At 41.6% G+C, this 17733-nt stretch carries 19 protein-coding genes; 11 read left to right on the top strand and 8 right to left on the bottom strand.

Annotated elements, in window-relative coordinates; genetic code table 11:
- Nucleotides 1–90: 90 nt before the first annotated feature.
- The 4 genes from CJ305_RS15185 (at nt 91) to CJ305_RS15170 (ending at nt 3250) form a co-directional block, all read left to right on the top strand.
- Nucleotides 91–816 carry a DUF6090 family protein gene (locus tag CJ305_RS15185; RefSeq protein ID WP_099647142.1) on the top strand — a complete coding sequence of 242 codons (726 nt, stop codon included), beginning with the start codon at nt 91–93 and terminating at the stop codon, nt 814–816.
- 61 nt (nt 817–877) lie between these two features.
- On the top strand, nt 878–1633 hold the full coding sequence (locus CJ305_RS15180) for a DUF6090 family protein (protein WP_099647141.1): 756 nt from the start codon (nt 878–880) through the stop codon (nt 1631–1633).
- Between the two features lie 193 nt (nt 1634–1826).
- On the top strand, nt 1827–2453 hold the full coding sequence (locus CJ305_RS15175; RefSeq protein WP_099647140.1) for a porin family protein: 627 nt from the start codon (nt 1827–1829) through the stop codon (nt 2451–2453).
- Between the two features lie 170 nt (nt 2454–2623).
- A complete protein-coding gene (locus CJ305_RS15170; RefSeq protein ID WP_099647139.1) occupies nt 2624–3250 on the top strand; it encodes a hypothetical protein in 627 nt (208 codons plus the stop codon).
- 180 nt (nt 3251–3430) lie between these two features.
- On the opposite strand, the gene CJ305_RS15165 is transcribed toward CJ305_RS15170, so the two are convergent.
- The 3 genes from CJ305_RS15165 to CJ305_RS15155 all read right to left on the bottom strand — a co-directional run bounded on the left by CJ305_RS15165 (nt 3431) and on the right by CJ305_RS15155 (nt 7974).
- The gene (locus tag CJ305_RS15165; RefSeq protein WP_099647138.1) at nt 3431–4696 is read right to left on the bottom strand and encodes an aminotransferase class I/II-fold pyridoxal phosphate-dependent enzyme; all 1266 of its coding nucleotides are present in this window, start codon (nt 4694–4696) and stop codon (nt 3431–3433) included.
- Between the two features lie 89 nt (nt 4697–4785).
- Nucleotides 4786–5826: a PLP-dependent cysteine synthase family protein gene (locus tag CJ305_RS15160; RefSeq protein ID WP_099647137.1), complete on the bottom strand. Its 1041-nt coding sequence runs from the start codon at nt 5824–5826 to the stop codon at nt 4786–4788.
- Between the two features lie 87 nt (nt 5827–5913).
- Nucleotides 5914–7974 (bottom strand): S9 family peptidase, encoded by a 2061-nt coding sequence (locus CJ305_RS15155; protein ID WP_099647136.1) that lies wholly within the window; start codon nt 7972–7974, stop codon nt 5914–5916.
- Nucleotides 7975–8099: 125 nt separating this feature from the next.
- Between CJ305_RS15155 and CJ305_RS15150 the strand changes: the two genes are divergently transcribed.
- Genes CJ305_RS15150 through gloA2 form a run of 3 tightly spaced genes read left to right on the top strand, consistent with a single transcriptional unit; the run spans nt 8100 to nt 9131 of the window.
- Entirely contained in the window at nt 8100–8423 is a 324-nt protein-coding gene (locus tag CJ305_RS15150; RefSeq protein WP_099647135.1) for a YbaB/EbfC family nucleoid-associated protein, read from the top strand.
- A gap of 1 nt (nt 8424) precedes the next feature.
- Nucleotides 8425–8730 (top strand): DUF6122 family protein, encoded by a 306-nt coding sequence (locus CJ305_RS15145; protein ID WP_189319468.1) that lies wholly within the window; start codon nt 8425–8427, stop codon nt 8728–8730.
- 17 nt (nt 8731–8747) lie between these two features.
- Nucleotides 8748–9131 (top strand): SMU1112c/YaeR family gloxylase I-like metalloprotein, encoded by a 384-nt coding sequence (gene gloA2, locus CJ305_RS15140; protein WP_099647133.1) that lies wholly within the window; start codon nt 8748–8750, stop codon nt 9129–9131.
- Here gloA2 and CJ305_RS15135 read toward each other — a convergent pair.
- Nucleotides 9128–10153, bottom strand: a complete 1026-nt coding sequence (locus CJ305_RS15135; RefSeq protein WP_099647132.1) for an LLM class flavin-dependent oxidoreductase — start codon at nt 10151–10153, stop codon at nt 9128–9130. The genes gloA2 and CJ305_RS15135 overlap by 4 nt on opposite strands.
- Nucleotides 10154–10278: 125 nt before the next feature.
- On the opposite strand from CJ305_RS15135, the gene CJ305_RS15130 reads away from it, so the two are divergent.
- Entirely contained in the window at nt 10279–10713 is a 435-nt protein-coding gene (locus CJ305_RS15130) for a hypothetical protein (RefSeq protein WP_099647131.1), read from the top strand.
- 161 nt (nt 10714–10874) lie between these two features.
- The gene (locus CJ305_RS15125) at nt 10875–11912 is read left to right on the top strand and encodes a LacI family DNA-binding transcriptional regulator (protein WP_099647130.1); all 1038 of its coding nucleotides are present in this window, start codon (nt 10875–10877) and stop codon (nt 11910–11912) included.
- 38 nt (nt 11913–11950) lie between these two features.
- Here CJ305_RS15125 and CJ305_RS15120 read toward each other — a convergent pair whose 3' ends face one another.
- The 3 genes from CJ305_RS15120 to CJ305_RS15110 all read right to left on the bottom strand — a co-directional run bounded on the left by CJ305_RS15120 (nt 11951) and on the right by CJ305_RS15110 (nt 15473).
- Entirely contained in the window at nt 11951–13060 is a 1110-nt protein-coding gene (locus CJ305_RS15120; protein ID WP_099647129.1) for a GAF domain-containing protein, read from the bottom strand.
- Between the two features lie 252 nt (nt 13061–13312).
- Nucleotides 13313–14500: a glycine C-acetyltransferase gene (kbl, locus tag CJ305_RS15115; RefSeq protein ID WP_099647128.1), complete on the bottom strand. Its 1188-nt coding sequence runs from the start codon at nt 14498–14500 to the stop codon at nt 13313–13315.
- Nucleotides 14501–14510: 10 nt separating this feature from the next.
- Nucleotides 14511–15473 carry an NAD-dependent epimerase/dehydratase family protein gene (locus tag CJ305_RS15110; protein ID WP_099647127.1) on the bottom strand — a complete coding sequence of 321 codons (963 nt, stop codon included), beginning with the start codon at nt 15471–15473 and terminating at the stop codon, nt 14511–14513.
- A 165-nt stretch (nt 15474–15638) separates the two neighbouring features.
- Here CJ305_RS15110 and CJ305_RS15105 point away from each other — a divergent pair, with 165 nt between their 5' ends.
- Nucleotides 15639–16100 (top strand): Lrp/AsnC family transcriptional regulator, encoded by a 462-nt coding sequence (locus CJ305_RS15105; RefSeq protein WP_099647126.1) that lies wholly within the window; start codon nt 15639–15641, stop codon nt 16098–16100.
- On the opposite strand, the gene CJ305_RS15100 is transcribed toward CJ305_RS15105, so the two are convergent.
- Nucleotides 16097–17023, bottom strand: coding sequence for a metallophosphoesterase family protein (locus tag CJ305_RS15100; RefSeq protein WP_099647125.1), 927 nt, complete (start codon nt 17021–17023; stop codon nt 16097–16099). The two genes, CJ305_RS15105 and CJ305_RS15100, sit on opposite strands and share 4 nt — an antisense overlap.
- Nucleotides 17024–17132: 109 nt before the next feature.
- Here CJ305_RS15100 and CJ305_RS15095 point away from each other — a divergent pair, with 109 nt between their 5' ends.
- The gene (locus CJ305_RS15095) at nt 17133–17723 is read left to right on the top strand and encodes an RDD family protein (RefSeq protein WP_099647124.1); all 591 of its coding nucleotides are present in this window, start codon (nt 17133–17135) and stop codon (nt 17721–17723) included.
- Nucleotides 17724–17733 lie beyond the last annotated feature (10 nt).

Genomic DNA, 17733 nt, shown 5'->3' with positions numbered 1-17733 from the left:
TACGAATTACTTTTCTACCCTTTACTAAAATAACAGTAAAAACCCTAAACCCATAAAAATCATATATTTAAAACAAACCCATTTATTCTTATGATCAATTTCTTTAGAAAAATCAGGCAAAATTTACTTTCCGAAGGTAAAACTGCGAAGTACATCAAATACGCCACTGGGGAAATAGTTCTCGTTGTAATCGGTATTTTGATTGCCCTACAGATCAATAATTGGAATGAAGGGCGTAAGCTCAATCAGGAAGAGCTAAGACTTTTGTCGGAAGTCAAATCAAATTTGGAAACCACTTTGATCAACTTCAGCAGGGATACGCTTTTAAATACAGCGAGTATCACTAAAATGAGAAAAATTGAACATTACGTCAACAACGATTTGCCTTACAGTTCTGAATTAGATGAAGCTTTTGCCACGTTTGGTCAATGGCAAAGTCCATATCCCATCACCACAGCGTATTCCACCTTAAAAACAAAAGGCTTAGACAATATCACAAACAAGCAATTGAGAAATAGAATTGCCAATATGTATGAATTTGAGTTTGTGGTGCTACACAATGATTATGATAAAGGCGAATGGGGAATTATACAGAATGCAAACGTTTTTTTGAACAAACACATCCGAAGTAAAAATTCAAAGCAAACTGCACGTCCCAACGATTTTGAAGAGCTAAAAAAACAGCTGGAATTTAGTAACATTCTGAGTAAAATAATCGCACAAAGAGAAACCGGTTTGAAACTTTACAGAGAAACGATAATAGCTATAGCAGGTTTAATTAAGGAATTAGAATATGAATTGAACTCGAGAATATAATACAATCTGTCGCTAGGTACTATGTACCAATCCGCCTTATTTAGAAACTAACAACCTACTTATGATCAATTTCTTTAGAAGAATCAGGCAAAATTTACTTTCTGAGGGTAAAATTGCGAAGTACATCAAATACGCCGCTGGGGAAATAGTTCTCGTTGTAATCGGTATTTTGATTGCCCTTGGGATTAGCGACTGGAATGATACCCGAAAAGAAAGAAACGAAACCGATGATTTTATCTCACGACTTTCCAAAGAAATTGATATAAATATCAGCAATGTTGAGAAAGCTATAACACTTCAGGCTAAGCATATCTCCGCTTCAAAGTCTTTATTGGATATGTTTCATAAAAATAAAGCTCCGATCGAAACGAGATCACTCGATAGTTTACTCATTATAATCTATCAGTCAACCTCTGTTGAAATTAACAACGGAACCTTTTCTGAAGGACTGAACACGGGTAAAATTGGTAATATTCCTTCAGACCGGTTACGTTCGGCACTCTATAGCCTGCCCTCAGTAATTTCAGACACCAGACGCCTGGAGAATATAAACACTAGCGATTTAAACGGACCCTTCACCCAATTTCTGTATCCCAACTACAACTACAGAAATATGGACAACCAATTTTCAGAATATAAAGGAGAAATTGGGGAAACCAAATTCAAGGAATTCGACAATATGGAAGTGTTAGATAAGATGGAATTTGAAAATTATATGGATAACCGGTATTTTAACAACAGCGTTCAACTCGAACAATACAAAAAGCTAAAAACGGAATTTCTGCAGATTAAAAAATTAATGCAAATCACGCATTAATTGTTTTTAAGGTATTTTCAGGATTCTTCAACCTCTTTTTGCGAGATAAGGATATTTTTTTTGAACCCTTAGAATCTGGCTACTAAACAGTTACTTTAAGTTTTCATTAACACACCTCAAATATGAGGGATTCCGTATTGTTAAAATAATTATTGGCTTTAGATTTACCTCAAATTATAATCTATTTTCAATAATGAACAAATCATTACTTTTTATTTTATTTATTGCTTTCACACTGTCTACCGCAACTGCACAACGCGGCGGAGACTTACAAATGGGATTAAGCGCCGGTCTTAACCTTTCTAACATTTCTACTATGGATGGGGAAAACAATACAGATCCCCGTATTTCCTTCAATCTGGCGGCTTCCGGTGAATATTTCTTCTCAGAAAGCTGGGCTATCAGAGCTAAGCTGATCTATGACAATAAAGGTTGGGCTAATGGTTTTATAGAAGATAACAACTTTAATACCTATACCACAGACTTCCGCTTAAACTACATCACGCTACCGGTAATGGCAAGCTGGCACTTTAGCCAAAGCGGCAACTGGTATTTAAACCTGGGGCCTTATGTAGGCTTTTTGATCAATGCGACAGATTCTGAACTTGGCAGTGACGTGAAAGAGGGGTTTAACAGCACCGATTTTGGTGTGGCATTTGGCATTGGCTATGCCTTTGACATCAGCAGAGACACACGCCTCTTTGTAGAATATGATGCACAAACCGGCTTTAATGAGGTTTTTGCAGAAAACACTTCTGGCCAGACCATTCGCAATGGACGAAGCAGCGTCAATTTTGGAGTTCTTTTTTACCTGAATTAATTGCTAAATAAAATTCTTATGAAACGATTAATAGCGCTATACGCCTCGGTTTTAGCTCTGCTCATAAGCTCCTCTCAGTAGAACCCTACAGTGGCGAAACAGATACCGTAGATCCGGTAGAGTCCAATTTTAGACTTACGCAACGTATTGTTAATTACCTTGATGGCGATGTGGTAACCGAAACCTTTACCTATGATGGTAATAAACTCATAAGTATCAACGGATCAGATACGAGTGTAATAACCTATAACTATGAAGGCGATCTTTTAACTCAGATCATTGATGCGGCCGCAGCAGGAAATACGCTTACCACCAATCTGGCTTACGACAGTCAGCAACGTCTTATCAATTACCGAATGACCACTGATGATGAAATTCTGGAATATGAGTTCTCGTATAATACAGATGGAAGTATTACCCGGACTTTTTACTTTGGAGGAAAGGAAAATGCTACCGGAACACCCGGAGAAAGCATTTTGACATTTCAAAATGAGCAACTTGTAAAAGAAACAAAAGATGACGGTCAGATCATCACTTACGCTTACGATGATCAAAAGAGTTCGTATCTGGGTATTGCCAATATAAAAACCATTAATCTGGTAAGCGTAGATTTTAATGGCTACATAGACAGCTCAGTTAATAATCTGCTTACCGCAACGATTACCGAAAATGGTACTGATTCCGTAGACGAAAAATACGAATATACCTATAACGAAGCGGGCTATCCGGTAACAGCTGCTTATTATCTGGAAGGTGAGCCTGACTCTGAACTTGAGTTCGTATATGAATCTCTATAATTACTAGCTAAAAGGCTGATCATTTTTTTCATACCATCAAAAAACGAACGAAAATCGCTTTCTAACGAAGGCGATTTTTTTTGCTCTATTGTTAAATCTTAAAGGGCAAAGGTTTACAAACTAAAAAAGCTGAACAGTTTCCTGTTCAGCTTTTTTAGTTGTTGAAAGTGTATGTTCTCGTTACGAAGAAGCTTCCATTGAGGCTTGTACGCCTGCTGAAAGTCTCTTGTACGTTCCGTTCTCTAAACGCTCACGAATGCTGGAGAACGCGTCATGTGTTTCTTCCACATCCTGAAGCGTATGCGAAGCTGTAGGAATCAGACGCAATAGAATCAATCCTTTAGGGATTACCGGGTACACTACAATAGAGCAGAAAATACCGTGATTCTCACGTAGATCTTTTACCAGCGCCATCGCTTCCGGAATGCTTCCTTTAAGATATACCGGAGTTACACAACTTTGAGTCGTTCCGATGTCAAAACCACGTTTCTTCAATCCGTTTTGAAGTGCATCTACGTTCTCCCAAAGCTTTTCGCGAAGCTCAGGCATCGTACGCAGCATATCCAGACGTTTTAAAGCTCCGATTACCAATTGCATTTGAAGCGACTTGGCAAACATCTGCGAACGCAGGTTGTATTTTAAGTAATCGATAATCTCTTTATCGGCTGCGATAAAAGCTCCTGTACTTGCCATAGACTTGGCAAAAGTCGCGAAGTATACATCAATTTTATCCTGTATACCCTGCTCCTCACCTGCTCCGGCTCCGGTTTTACCCAACGTACCAAAACCGTGCGCGTCGTCTACAAACAAACGGAAGTTATACTTGTCTTTTAAAGCACAGATTTCTTTAAGTCTGCCTTGCTCCCCACGCATACCAAAAACGCCCTCAGAGATCAATAGAATACCTCCTCCGGTTTGTTCGGCAAGCTTGGTTGCACGCTGTAAGTTTTTCTCTATACTGTCAATATCGTTGTGCTTATAGGTAAAACGTTTACCCATATGCAAACGCACCCCGTCAATGATACAGGCGTGTGCATCTACGTCATAAACAATAATATCATCTTTAGATACCAAAGCGTCAACCGTAGACACCATACCCTGGTAACCAAAATTCAATAAATAGGCTGCTTCTTTGTTTACAAAAGCAGCAAGTTCATTTTGAAGCTGCTCGTGTAGTGTAGTGTGGCCACTCATCATACGTGCACCCATTGGGTAAGCAGAACCCCACTCAGCAGCGGCTTCAGCATCTACTTTACGTACTTCGGGATGGTTGGCAAGTCCCAAATAATCATTCACGCTCCAGGTAATCACGTCCTTTCCACGGAACTTCATTCGGTTAGAAATAGGTCCTTCAAGCTTAGGAAATACAAAATAACCTTCTGCCTGTTCTGCCCATTTTCCTAAGGGACCTTTGTCTTTGTAAATTTTGTCAAATAAATCTTTCATACATCAATTTTCAACCAAAAGCATCTCAGCTCTTGTCATACATTCTTGTTAACCTATTTTTGGGTTCTAAATTTATTATTCGGAGGCGCTTACTTCACAAACTCAATTTTTTCAGCGCTGATCTCATTCTCGGTATCAAAAAATCCTTGCTCGTTCATCCAGTCGTCGCTATAGATTTTGCTCATATAACTGCGCCCGTGATCCGGAAAAATAATCACCACTTTCGAATGTTCATCAAACTCCCCGCTCTCAGCAAGCTGCAAAGTTCCCTGAACCGCTGCCCCGCTGGTGTAGCCTACAAACAAACCTTCAGTCTTGGCGATGCGGCGTGCCGTATGAGCACTTTCTTCGTCAGATACTTTTTCAAAGTAATCAATCACGTCAAAATCAGTCGCAGTAGGAATGAGGTTTTTACCCAGACCCTCTATGCGATACGGGTAGATTTCGTTTTGATCAAATTGCTGAGTCTCGTGGTATTTTTTAAGCACACTGCCGTAAGCGTCAATGCCTAAAATGCGAATATTTGGATTTTTCTCTTTTAAATAGCGGGCGGTTCCTGAGATAGTTCCTCCTGTTCCGCTACAGGCAACTAAATGCGTGATTTGACCTTCGGTCTGTTTCCAGATCTCCGGACCGGAAGAAGCGTAGTGCGCTTCGGCATTAAGTTGATTAAAATACTGGTTGATGTAGACTGAACCTTCGTGCTCCTGATGCAGGCGCTTTGCTACCTGATAGTACGATCGCGGATCGTCTGCACTTACATTTGCCGGACAAACATAAACCTTGGCTCCCATCGCACGTAAAGCATCAATTTTATCTTTAGAAGATTTTGAGCTTACTGCCAGTATGCATTTATAGCCTTTGATGATGCTGACCATTGCAATACTGAAGCCGGTGTTTCCTGAAGTCGTTTCAATTATGGTATCGCCCGGTTTTAAGATTCCTTTTCGCTCTGCGTCTTCAATGATATACAGCGCAATACGATCTTTTGAGGAATTACCGGGATTAAAGGCCTCTACTTTAGCAAAATAGGTGCCGGGTAAGTCTTTGGTAATTCGGTTAAGTCGTACTAAGGGAGTGTTACCCACCAGCTCAAGGACATCATTGTAAACATTTAGGTGTTCTCTCATAGAAGAATTATCGTTTCGAGTACGCTATTCCTGCGGTTCCTAAAACCATCGTTTAAAACCTTGCAAATTTACGGGAAATTTTTGGATTTACTTGGATTTTCCCGCTAAATCCATTAAAAAGGCATAATCCTTTGCAGTCTCTTTTAAGGCTTCAAAACGTCCCGAAGCCCCACCATGACCCGCATCCATATTGGTTTCAAAAAAGATTTTAGTGTCTGCCAGATTGTTTTCGCGCAGTCTGGCAACCCACTTCGCAGGCTCCCAATACTGCACCTGACTGTCATGATAACCCGTTGTGACCAAAATATTGGGATATTCCCGTGGTGTTACCTGATCGTAAGGCGAGTAGGATTTCATATACTCATAATACTCCGGATCATTGGGATTACCCCACTCATCATACTCTGATGTCGTAAGCGGAATACTGTCATCAAGCATCGTAGTCACCACATCTACAAAAGGTACCGAAGCGATGACGCCTTTATACAAATGCGGCGCCATATTGATAATCGCCCCCATCAGCAAGCCCCCGGCAGACCCGCCGTAAGCAAAGAGATTGGAAGACGAAGTATAACCGGTTTCAATCAAGAATTGCGAACAGGCAATAAAATCAGTAAAAGTATTGCGTTTTTTGAGTAGCTTGCCGTCTTCATACCAGGTTCTGCCCAGGTATTCACTGCCGCGCACGTGAGCAATGGCAAAGACAAAACCGGCATCCAGTAAACTGAGACGTGACGAAGAAAATGAAGGATCTGTCGTAATCCCATAACTGCTGTATGCGTATTGCAACAGCGGATTGCTTCCGTCAAGACTGATGCCTTTGCGATAGACAATCGAAATAGGAATTTTAACTCCATCATCGGCAGTCGCCCAAAGCCTGCGCGACTCGTAATTGGCTTTGTCAAATTTTCCACCCAAAACCTCGGCTTCCTTCAATACCTCTTTCTCTTTGGTCACCATATTAAATGAAATCACCGAAGCAGGAGTGTCTAAAGCATTAAATGCGTATCTCAGGTAAATGGTATCAAAATCGGGGTTTATGCCCGTATATGCGGTATAGGTCTCGCTGTCAAAATCCAAATAATAATCTTCCTTACCATCCCAACGTTTGATATTGATCTGGTTTAAACCTTCGCGACGCTCTTCGACCACTAGAAATTCTTCAAAAATCTCAATATCTTCAAGCAGGGTATCTTCGCGATGCGGAATGACCTCTACCCAGTTTTCTTTCGCCGTAGCGGAAACAGGAGTCTTAACCAGCTTAAAGTTTGTTGCGTCGTCTGCATTGGTTACCAGATAGAAATAATCTTCGTAATGTGAAATCCCGTATTCGAGTCCGCGGGTACGTTCCTGAATGATTTCAAAATCAAAATCCGGCCCGTTAGCGCGGGTGTAGCGGTATTCGGAAGTCAGCGTACTTGAGGCACCAATAAAGATAAATTCGCGCGACTTACTTTTAAAAATACCTACATCAAAAGTCTCGTCAAGCTCTTCATAAACCAGAATATCGTCGGCTACCGAAGTCCCCAAAGTATGTCTGTAAATCTGATTGCTGCGCAGGGTTTGCGGGTCTTTCCGCGTGTAAAAGAAAGTCTTATTATCACCGGCCCAGATCGCGCGACCTGTGGTATTTTCAATCTTTTCAGGGTACAACTCACCAGTTTTCAGGTTTTTTACCTGAATCGTGTACTGCCGCCTGCTCACGGTATCTGTACCAAATGCGGCCAGCTCATTATTTTCAGAAACCGAATATCCTGCCTGTTTAAAGTAGGAGTGCCCCAAAGCCATCTCATTGTTGTCAAACATGATTTCTTCGGGCGCAAGCATCGTATCCTTACGACGGCAATACAGCGGGTAGTTTTTTCCCATTTCAAAACGGGTATAATACCAGTAACCGTTGTATTTAAAGGGTACGCTCTCATCATCCTCCTTGATGCGGGCTTTCATCTCCTCAAACAACTGCTGTTGCAAGGGTTTGGTATGCGCCGTCATCTGCTCGTAGTAGGTATTTTCAGCTTCTAAATAAGCCAGCACATCAGGATGATCGCGCTCGTTCATCCAGTAGTAATCATCGGTACGCACGTCACCGTGCTTTTCCAGTTTGAAGGGCTTCTTTAAAGCGATAGGCGGAGTAAGTGTCGTATTCAAAATAGGGTGTTGATCAAATCATTTAAGGCTGCAAAAATACGGGTTATCTTATTAAACTTTACTAAAATTGAAAGCAGATGCCCGCTCAAATTGTACTTTTGTAATTCAATTTTAAAATCACAATTATGTTTGGAGATATGATGGGTATGATGGGCAAAATCAAAGAAGCCCAGCAAAAGGCCGAAGACACCAAAAAACGACTGGAAACGGTTTATATTGATGAAAAAAGCAGCGATGGTTTGCTTGAAGTTAGCGTAAGCGTTGCCGGTGCAGTCAAAAAAATAAACATCAAAGATGAACTTCTGGAAGACAAAGAGCAACTGGAAGACTATCTTATTCTTACCTTAAACAAAGCACTAAGCCGCGCAAAAGCAAGCTACGATCAGGAACTTGCGGCAGTAGCCAAGGAAGGTATGCCGGATATTCCGGGGCTGGATATGTTTAAATAACGTGCTTCAAACGCTTGTCCATTACAGCCTACACTTTTTAATGCCCGGGTTAATCGCCTGGGTATTTTTTCGCAAAAACTGGAAAAAGGCGTGGCTCATTATGGTTCTGACCATGCTTGTTGACCTCGATCATTTGCTGGCCGATCCCATTTTTGATCCCAACCGCTGCAGCATTGGCTTTCATCCGCTGCATTCCTATTGGGCAATTGGAGCCTATTGCGCCATGTTTTTTATCCCTCAGGCACGGATAGTTGCGGTAGGCCTCCTCTTTCATATGTTTACGGATTATATCGATTGCCTTTGGTGATTTTAAAACACATTTTTATGCTCAAAAGCCTGCATCACATCGCCATTATTTGCTCTGATTATGAAGTTTCTAAAGCTTTTTATACCGAAGTTCTTGGGCTAACCATTCTGGCGGAAACCTTTCGCGAAGCGCGGAACTCCCACAAATTAGATCTCGCGCTTAACGGAACCTATCTAATCGAATTGTTCTCATTCCCCAATCCGCCTGCCCGCCAGTCTCGACCTGAAGCCTGCGGACTGAGACATCTGGCTTTTGCCGTGAGTGATCTGGAAGCCATGATTGCGCATTTAAATGAAAAAGGCGTCACCACCGAAGCCATACGCACAGACGATCTTACCGGCAAACGTTTTACCTTTTTAGCTGATCCAGATGGTCTTCCGCTTGAACTTTACGAAAGCTAAACTGCGGAAGAAACTTCAGCCTTAAAAAGCGTGCTCAGATATTCATAGGATTTCAATCGCGCCTCATGCTCGTAGATGTGGGAGATCGCGATAATCTCATCAACCTGCGTCTGTTCTTTAAACTGCTCCAACCCGGCAGCGACTGTATGCGGCGAACCTATAAAACTGTAGCGCATCATATGCTCTATTTGTGCCTGTTCGTGAGGCAGCCACTCCCCTTCCATACTGTCAACCGGTGGCGCAAGCGGTTTGCGCGTATTGTGGATTACACCCAGCATAAAGCGTTTGGCGCTGGTTGCAAGTCGTTGGGCTTCAGCATCAGTATCAGCAACGATTACATTGACACAAGCCATCGTATAGGGTTTTTCAAGCTGTTCGGAAGGCTGAAAATGCTGATGATACAGGTGCAGGGCGTCGTGCAGATGCGTAGGTGCAAAATGGCTGGCAAAAGCATAAGGCAAGCCTTTTTTACCCGCCAATTGCGCACTAAAAGTACTCGAACCTAATAAATACAACGGAATTTCAAGACCCTCACCGGGAATAGCACGTACCGCGCCGGTACTATTTTCTTCTGAAAGATAGAGCTGCAGCTCCTCTATGTTATTTGGAAAATCCTGAACGGTTTCCTGCTGATACCGTCTTAAGGCCATTGCCGTTCGTTGATCTGTACCCGGCGCACGACCCAGCCCCAGGTCAATTCGTTTGGGAAAGAGCGTTTCCAGAGTTCCAAATTGTTCTGCAACGATCAATGGCGCGTGATTGGGAAGCATTACCCCACCGGAGCCTACCCGTATTTTGCTCGTATGCTCGGCAATATGCGAAATGAGCAATACCGGCGAAGCGCTGGCAAGGCTTTCCATATTGTGATGTTCAGAAATCCAAAAGCGTTTGTAGCCCAAACGTTCTGCATGTTGCGCGAGATCAAGACTGCGGGCAATTGCCGCTCTACGGGTACTCCCTTCAACGACAGGCACTAAATCTAAAACTGAAAAAGGCGTATTCTTTAAATTGGAATGTTGCATATAAAACTAGTCCGTAAAAATACAATCACCTTACATTTCCATATGTTAACACAAATCTATATAAAGCGTTAAAGGCCTAGGCTGAGAATACATGCCTGTCTACCTTTGTTTTACAATTATTACCTATGAAATTTTTGGTTTCCTTTATCGCTGTGTTTATTCTCTTAGGCTGTGACCAGTCCAAAAAAACAGATACAGAATCATTCCCGGTTAAAGCCGGCTGTTACGGCTACGCCGAAAAGGGAACACAAATCACCTTTCAGATTACCCGGGTTGACCCGCTTGTTCAGGGAACACTCATTTACGATTGGGCCGAAAAAGACCGTAACTCCGGAAGCTTTAACGGAAGCTATAAAAACGGATTAATATTAGGAACCTACACCTTTGTTTCTGAGGGAACAGAATCAAGCCGTGAGATTGCTTTTAAAGTGGAAGACTCCATGCTTCTTGAAGGTCACGGCGAGACCCAGTCTACCGGTAAAATGACATCCTTCACAAATACCGAAAATCTAAAATTCAATGACGATTTTAGATTGATTTTAGGTAATTGTAAAAATTAGATCTAAAAACTATTAATCTTCAGTTTTCAAACCCGTATCCTGAAAACGGAAGAAAGGTTTATTGACCAAATTATTCTTTGATCGATAAATCCCGGTGCTTTCTCTTTAACTGGCAATTTTTAGGTACATTTAAAGCTCCTAAATCGTTTATGTAAGCACCTATGAAAAAAAAGCGACCTTCGTTGCGGGATATTGCCGAAGTTTTGAATGTGTCGACTACGACGGTTTCCTTCGTTCTTAATGGTAAGGGAGAAGAGAAAAAGATTTCAAAACAACTTATTGAGCGGGTTGAAAACTACCTTAAAGAAATAGATTATAAGCCCAATCTTATCGCCCGCAGTCTGCGTACCGGCAACAGTCATATCATCGTGTTTATGGTTGAAGACGTGAGCAACCACTTCTTTTCTAAGGTGGGCCGTGTTATTGAAGACATTTCCTATAAGCACGATTATCGGGTTTTATTTTGCAGCACAGAGAATGATGCCAAGCGCACCCGGGAGCATATCGAAATCTTTAAGGAGCGTCAGGTAGACGGTTTTATCATTGTTCCTCCTCCCGGAATTAAGGAAGAAGTTGAAAATCTTAAAAATAATGGTCTCCCGGTGGTGTTGTTTGACCGAAAAATTGAAGGACTCGATATCGATTCGGTCTTACTTAACAACTATGAGGGAGCACGACAAACCACTCAACATCTCATTGATCAGGGGTTTAAAAAAATAGCCTTCATAACTATTGACCTTGATCAGAATCAAATGCACGATCGCCTTAAAGGTTACAGGCAGACTGTAAAAGAAGAAGGCCTTGAAGAATACATTTTAACCCTTCCTTACGATACAGACCGCGTTGCAGAATCCCGAAAAAAAATAAAAGATTTTATTGCTGCTCATCCGGAGCTTGACTCGGTGTTTTTTGCAACAAACTACCTATCTCAAAGTGGATTAAAGACCTTACATCAAATCGATTCGAATCTGGTAAGCAATCTGGGCATCATCAGTTTTGACGACAGTTATTTCTTTGAAATGTATGCTCCTACGATTTCTGCCTACGCGCAGCCAATCGAGTTGATGGGAAGGGAACTTATGCGCATTATGTTTGACCGCATCAAACAGAAGGGCGAGGCTTCAAAGCATCAGGAGGTGAGCCTGGATGGCGAACTCATAATCAGAGAATCTTCCTTAAAAAAATATACCCGCCTTTAAAAAGCGGGTATATTTAGCTTTAGCTTTAAAAACAGGCATCAGTTCATTTTAAATAACTGATTTTTCTTTTGTTCGTAAATCGTATTCAGGTTTCGGGTAAACAGATCGAGCTCTTTAGACACCGTCTGAATGTAATCGCTATATTCTCTCAGCTTTTCTTCGGTTAAATTCTCCCGCTCCATCCCGATGACGTTTGAAAGACCCAGCAAATTCGTAACGGGACTTCTCAGGATATGAGAGATATCAAAACTTATTTGCTCCATCGCCTTTTTATACTCCAATTGCTGCGTGATGTTTTGAATGGTACCGTACCAAACCTTCTGCCCGTGTCGATCTTTCTGGCGGCTGGCTTTTCCAAAATACCACTGCAAACCCTTTTCGGGGTCTTCTACCCTGAATTCAAAAACAAAAGGCTTCTGATTTATTGCAGCTTTCAGGAGCGTACGCCGTACCGTCTTCCTGTCTGCACCGTAGATGTTATCTAGAAATGAAATGGGGTTTTTAAGTAATTTTTTGGGCGTAATACCGCGACCTAATTGCCTGACACCTTTACTTACAAAATTCACCTGCAAGTCTTTTCGATCCAGTTGAAATTTAAGCAATACACCCGGAGCTTCATCGGTTAAATCTTTAAGAGACTGAGCACTTTCTTCTATGGTGCGCTTTTGATTCAGGATAATTTTTCGCGTATTTAGATAATCCATGGCCTTATCGGCAAGTAACTTCAGCGCTTTTACTTTTTCGGGCGCCAAATCACCGGGCACCGTATCAATCACGCATAAAGCACCAAGAACATAACCGTTTTCAGACAGTAAGGGTGCACCTGCATAAAAGCGAATGTTGGGATCTTCAACCACCAGCGGACTGCATTTAAAGCGTTCATCACAGGCGGCGTCCCGGATTACCATTACTTCATCATGATTCCCAAAAGTATGATGACAAAAGGACCCTAAACGATCTGTTTGTTCCAAATCTGTACCGTACCGGGCTTTAAACCAGTTTCGATCTTTATCTACCAGACTTATTAAACCTACCGGTTTTTCGCAGATGACCGAAGCCAAATACACAAAATCATCAAGTTCTTTTTCAGGTGGAGTATCGAGAATCTTGTAATCAAAAAGCTCTCGTAAACGTAATGATTCAAGCATAAGTGAGGGGGATTAAGTTGGCTTGTATCATCTAAAATAATTGCTTTTAACCGAAAAAACAACACTTAAAAAATAAAATTAGCGCATTTCATACAGTAATACACCTACAATGTTACTTTAAACTTATAAAAAACTCGACGAATAAATGAATTCGAAAGCCAAAGTGTATAACCGAAAACAATGATTAAAATGGTATTCAATAAAAAACCCGGCATGAGCCGGGTTTTTCTGATTCTATAGGTTCTAAAGAGCTTATATCACATCTAACGCCTTTCCCACTTTAGTAAACGCGGCAACAGCTTTTGTAATGTGTTCATCCTCGTGTGCTGCAGAAAGCTGTACACGAATACGCGCTTTACCTTTTGGCACAACAGGATAAAAGAAGGCAATGACATAAATGCCCTCATCAAGCAATTTAGCTGCAAATTCCTGCGCAAGCTTCGCATCATAAAGCATAATGGGAACAATAGGATGCTCGCCGGGAATGATATCAAAACCGGCCTCGGTCATTTCGGTTCTGAATCGTTTTGCATTGTGTTGTACTTTGGCAATCAAATCGCCGGAGGCACTAATCATGTCAATGGCTTTTATTGACGCACCTGCAATTGCCGGGGCAAGGGTGTTGGAGAACAAATAAGGTCTGGATTTTTGACGCAACATAGCTACGATCTCTTTACGAGCCGCCGTAAAACCACCTGAGGCTCCACCGAGGGCTTTTCCATAAGTTCCTGTAATGATATCAACCCGGCCCATTACCTTGTTGTATTCATGGGTTCCTTTACCATTCTCCCCAATAAATCCTGTGGCGTGGCAATCATCTACCATTACCATAGCATCGTACTTATCTGCCAGATCACAAATTTTGTCAAGTTGCGCGATTGTGCCATCCATAGAGAACACTCCGTCTGTAACGATAAGACGTCTGCGGGCACCTGAAGCTTTTTTGAGTTCTTCCTCCAGAGCTTCCATATCGTTGTTCTTATAACGATGACGTTGTGCCTTGCAAAGTCTGATCCCGTCAATGATACTGGCGTGATTCAATTCATCTGAAATTACCGCATCTTCCGCAGTTAAAATAGGTTCAAAAACACCTCCATTGGCATCAAATGCCGCAGCATAGAGGATGCAATCTTCCATCCCTAAAAATTCAGCGGTTTTACGCTCCAGTTCTTTGTGCACGTCCTGAGTTCCGCAGATAAAACGCACCGACGACATACCGTAACCGTGTGTATTAATCGTATCTATACTGGCTTTAATGATATCAGGATGCGAAGAAAGTCCCAGATAATTATTTGCACAAAAATTAAGCACCTCGCTCCCCTGCTTCGTATTGATGGCAGCGCTTTGAGGTGTCGTAATAATACGCTCCTCTTTGTAAAGACCGGCTTCCTTTATTTCTTCTAATTCTTCCTGTATTTGTTTTCTTACTGATGTAAACATGTTTAAATTTTTAAGCGTGCATCAACGCGTTTGTTCTTTTCTTGTGTTCAAGGCGGTATAACATTTCTTCAGTCATACGCTCCAGATCATATTCGGGCTCCCAACCCCAGTCCATTCGTGCAGCAGTATCGTCAAGGGCTATAGGCCAGCTCTCAGCGATTTGCTGGCGGTTATCAGGCTTATAATCCACTTCAAAATTGGGGTAATGCTTTTGAATTTCTTCCGCAATCATTTCAGGTGAAAAACTAATTCCCTGAATATTATAACCTACCCGGGTGATTGAACGTCTTGGCGCTTCCATCATTCTGATGGTTGCAGCAATAGCGTCTTCCATATAAAGCATAGGCAACTGTGTGTCTGGTTTTAGATAGCACTCAAAATTCTCGTGATTTACAGCTTTATGAAAAATAGCAACCGCATAATCTGTGGTTCCTCCGCCAGGCATAGCCTCGTGACTGATTAAGCCCGGATAACGCAGGCAACGCACATCCATCCCATAGCGCTTGTTGTAATAGCTCGCCCAATTCTCACCGGCAACTTTACTTATGCCGTATACCGTTGTGGGATTTAACGGGAAGTCATTTGAGGTACTTCCGCTACGCGAATCAGGACCAAAAACCGCAATAGAACTCGGAAAGAATATCTTTCTGATTCCATTTAAACGGGCAGCCTCAAGCACGTTAAAGAAGGTAGAATTATTCAAATCCCAGGTTTTAAGCGGCTCTTCTTCGCCTTTGGCAGACAAAATAGCGGCAAGATGGTACACTTCAGTTACCTGATACTTTCGGATCATGCTATCTAACGCCTCAAAATTAGTGGCGTCCAGCTTTTCGCAAGCGCAATCAAACTGATTGTCTATACGAATATCGGTTGCAAGTACTGCTTCCGACCCATAATGGTAAATTAATGCCTGAGTAAGTGCGGTCCCCAACTGACCAAACGCACCGGTGATAAGAATTTTTTGTGCTTTCATAACCTTATATTTTCAATATAAAATTAGCAAACACAGCAGTCTTTCAAGTTAAATTCCTGCTAATCTCTATAATTTAAGTATTTTTAACTGCTAATATCCCTTTTAAAAGATTTTTATTTTTCAGCTGTAGATTAATAACCTGCCTCCCAGTAAATTTTGCTGCTTATGGAAGTACTTGACGAAACCGATTTAAAGATTTTGCGCATCTTACAGGAAGATGCCAAAAAGACCACCAAAGAAATCGCAGATCAACTGCACCTTACCGCCTCCCCGGTTTATGAGCGTATCAGAAGACTGGAGAAAAAAGGCTATATCAAAAATTATGTGGCCCTGCTCGATAAAAAAATGCTTAACCGCCCGGTCACCGCGATCTGTATGGTATCGCTACGCTATCATAACGAGGGTTTTATTGACACCTTTGAGCAGCAAATTAAAGAACTTGTGGAAGTGCAGGAATGTTATCACATGGCCGGGAAAGTAGATTTCTTTCTGAAAATCCACCTGGAAAGTCTGGATATGTACCACGAGTTTGTGCGCTCAAAACTTTCGAGAATAGCGAATATTGGTGTTTTAGAAAGTTATTTTGTGCTGAAGGAAATTTACAATACGACCGCGATTGATATTTAGCTCCAGGAGAAATTTTTGCTTCCGGAACGCTTATAACCCCTTATCTCGATTTTGTCGGCGGTAAGTTCTACCACACTAAAGGCATTATTCTCAACTCCCTCATAATCTACCATTCCCAGACGGGTAATATAGGTAATACCATTTTGTATGCTCACATCTTCCTGATGCACGTGCCCGTGAAAACAGGCAACCACATAACTGTTTTCGGTGAACAGCTTTTGCACTTCCTGGTAATTGGTTACGTGAAATTTAGATCCCTCTTTGTAAAACTCGTATAAGGGATGATGACAAAAAACGACGGTAGGCTTTTTGATTTTAGCCAAATCTTCTTTTAACCAATTCAACTCCTGAGGCGGAATGTTTGCATCTTCCCAGTCCGCGCCTTCTGCAAAAAAATGATCAGTTCCGGCTGCATCATAATTGGCATCAAGCACTATAATATGAAAGCCGCCGGCGTCAAAAGAATAATAGTTTTTTGCCGAATCCTGTCCGGTATTTTTAATGTGACTGAGAAAAACCTCCTTGCGAATACTGTCTACATCGTGATTGCCCAATGCGTGATAGGTTGCGCCCTCAAAACCTTGAAACTCACTTTCAATTGTTTTTAAATACCGCAAAGTATCTTCGGGATTTGCTTCGGTGTCCTGATCTTTAAAATCTCCCAGATGAATGATGAAATCCAGATTTTGAGTATTCAATTCGGCAATAGCTTCCTGCATTTTTGGGATTGAATCTCTGTAAAAACGAGTTCCGGCCGGCTCACGCTCTGCGTAATGCGAATCGGTCAACAAACCGAAACGCAGAAAGGGTTTCGGTGCTTCCTGCTTACAACTCCACAAAAATTGCGGCATCGTTAAAACGGTTGTGCCCGCCAGCGTAAATAGTTTAAGGGAGTTGCGTCTGTTTATTGGAGATGATTTCATCTTATTTTTTTCGATAAGGCAATATAACTAGTTAAAGTATATGTCAGGAATCAGAGCAGGTTTTAAATTGCAGCATATAAAAAATTCTACGAAAGCCAGTATCTGAAAAATGAAAGACTACCCAAAAATCTATAAAAATCTGTCCGATAAAGAACTTGTACGTATTGTCACGGTAGAAATTCATAAATACGAGCCGGAAGCGGTCAAAGCTGCTGAAGCTGAACTTTCCAAACGCGGCATAGGCAAACTCAAAATGGCCGAACTGGTCAAGGAAGTGGCTCAGGAAAATACCTCGGTACAGGAAATTCAGGATTACGTGAGCAGTTCAACGATGCGCTTTGTCAATTTTCTCATAGATTTTGTAGTGTACATCGTTTTGGTCTTGGCGGGCAGCCTGGCACTTGATTCGGTTTTTGTTACTACAGACAGCGATTTGATTATAGGAATCGGATACTTTATGATGTTTATGATTTTTATGGCGTATTATGGCCTGAGTGAATTTTACTTTCAAAAAACAGCCGGCAAATACGTAACCAAGACCATTGTCGTAACTAAAGAGGGAACCAAGCCTAATGCTTCAACCATTATCATACGGACGCTGTGTCGATTAATTCCCTTTGACCGGCTTTCATTTCTAATTGTTAAAGATGGTTTCCACGATCGCTTTTCAAATACTACGGTTATTCGGGAGAAAGAGTAAATTGTTGCCC

The organism is Leeuwenhoekiella nanhaiensis, from assembly GCF_002744755.1.
GTDB classification, from domain to species: domain Bacteria; phylum Bacteroidota; class Bacteroidia; order Flavobacteriales; family Flavobacteriaceae; genus Leeuwenhoekiella; species Leeuwenhoekiella nanhaiensis.
This window is presented reverse-complemented; position numbering and strand designations above follow the sequence as displayed.

What these genes read in the sequence shown, in the direction of transcription:
- CJ305_RS15150 (WP_099647135.1), top strand. Translation starts at nt 8,100, where the DNA reads ATGTTTGGAGATATGATGGGTATGATGGGCAAAATCAAAGAAGCCCAG.
- CJ305_RS15165 (WP_099647138.1), bottom strand. Translation starts at nt 4,696, where the DNA reads ATGAAAGATTTATTTGACAAAATTTACAAAGACAAAGGTCCCTTAGGA.
- CJ305_RS15125 (WP_099647130.1), top strand. Translation starts at nt 10,875, where the DNA reads ATGAAAAAAAAGCGACCTTCGTTGCGGGATATTGCCGAAGTTTTGAAT.
- CJ305_RS15180 (WP_099647141.1), top strand. Translation starts at nt 878, where the DNA reads ATGATCAATTTCTTTAGAAGAATCAGGCAAAATTTACTTTCTGAGGGT.
- CJ305_RS15095 (WP_099647124.1), top strand. Translation starts at nt 17,133, where the DNA reads ATGAAAGACTACCCAAAAATCTATAAAAATCTGTCCGATAAAGAACTT.
- CJ305_RS15100 (WP_099647125.1), bottom strand. Translation starts at nt 17,023, where the DNA reads ATGAAATCATCTCCAATAAACAGACGCAACTCCCTTAAACTATTTACG.
- kbl (WP_099647128.1), bottom strand. Translation starts at nt 14,500, where the DNA reads ATGTTTACATCAGTAAGAAAACAAATACAGGAAGAATTAGAAGAAATA.
- CJ305_RS15130 (WP_099647131.1), top strand. Translation starts at nt 10,279, where the DNA reads ATGAAATTTTTGGTTTCCTTTATCGCTGTGTTTATTCTCTTAGGCTGT.
- CJ305_RS15175 (WP_099647140.1), top strand. Translation starts at nt 1,827, where the DNA reads ATGAACAAATCATTACTTTTTATTTTATTTATTGCTTTCACACTGTCT.
- CJ305_RS15110 (WP_099647127.1), bottom strand. Translation starts at nt 15,473, where the DNA reads ATGAAAGCACAAAAAATTCTTATCACCGGTGCGTTTGGTCAGTTGGGG.
- CJ305_RS15105 (WP_099647126.1), top strand. Translation starts at nt 15,639, where the DNA reads ATGGAAGTACTTGACGAAACCGATTTAAAGATTTTGCGCATCTTACAG.
- CJ305_RS15160 (WP_099647137.1), bottom strand. Translation starts at nt 5,826, where the DNA reads ATGAGAGAACACCTAAATGTTTACAATGATGTCCTTGAGCTGGTGGGT.
- CJ305_RS15135 (WP_099647132.1), bottom strand. Translation starts at nt 10,153, where the DNA reads ATGCAACATTCCAATTTAAAGAATACGCCTTTTTCAGTTTTAGATTTA.
- CJ305_RS15120 (WP_099647129.1), bottom strand. Translation starts at nt 13,060, where the DNA reads ATGCTTGAATCATTACGTTTACGAGAGCTTTTTGATTACAAGATTCTC.
- CJ305_RS15185 (WP_099647142.1), top strand. Translation starts at nt 91, where the DNA reads ATGATCAATTTCTTTAGAAAAATCAGGCAAAATTTACTTTCCGAAGGT.
- gloA2 (WP_099647133.1), top strand. Translation starts at nt 8,748, where the DNA reads ATGCTCAAAAGCCTGCATCACATCGCCATTATTTGCTCTGATTATGAA.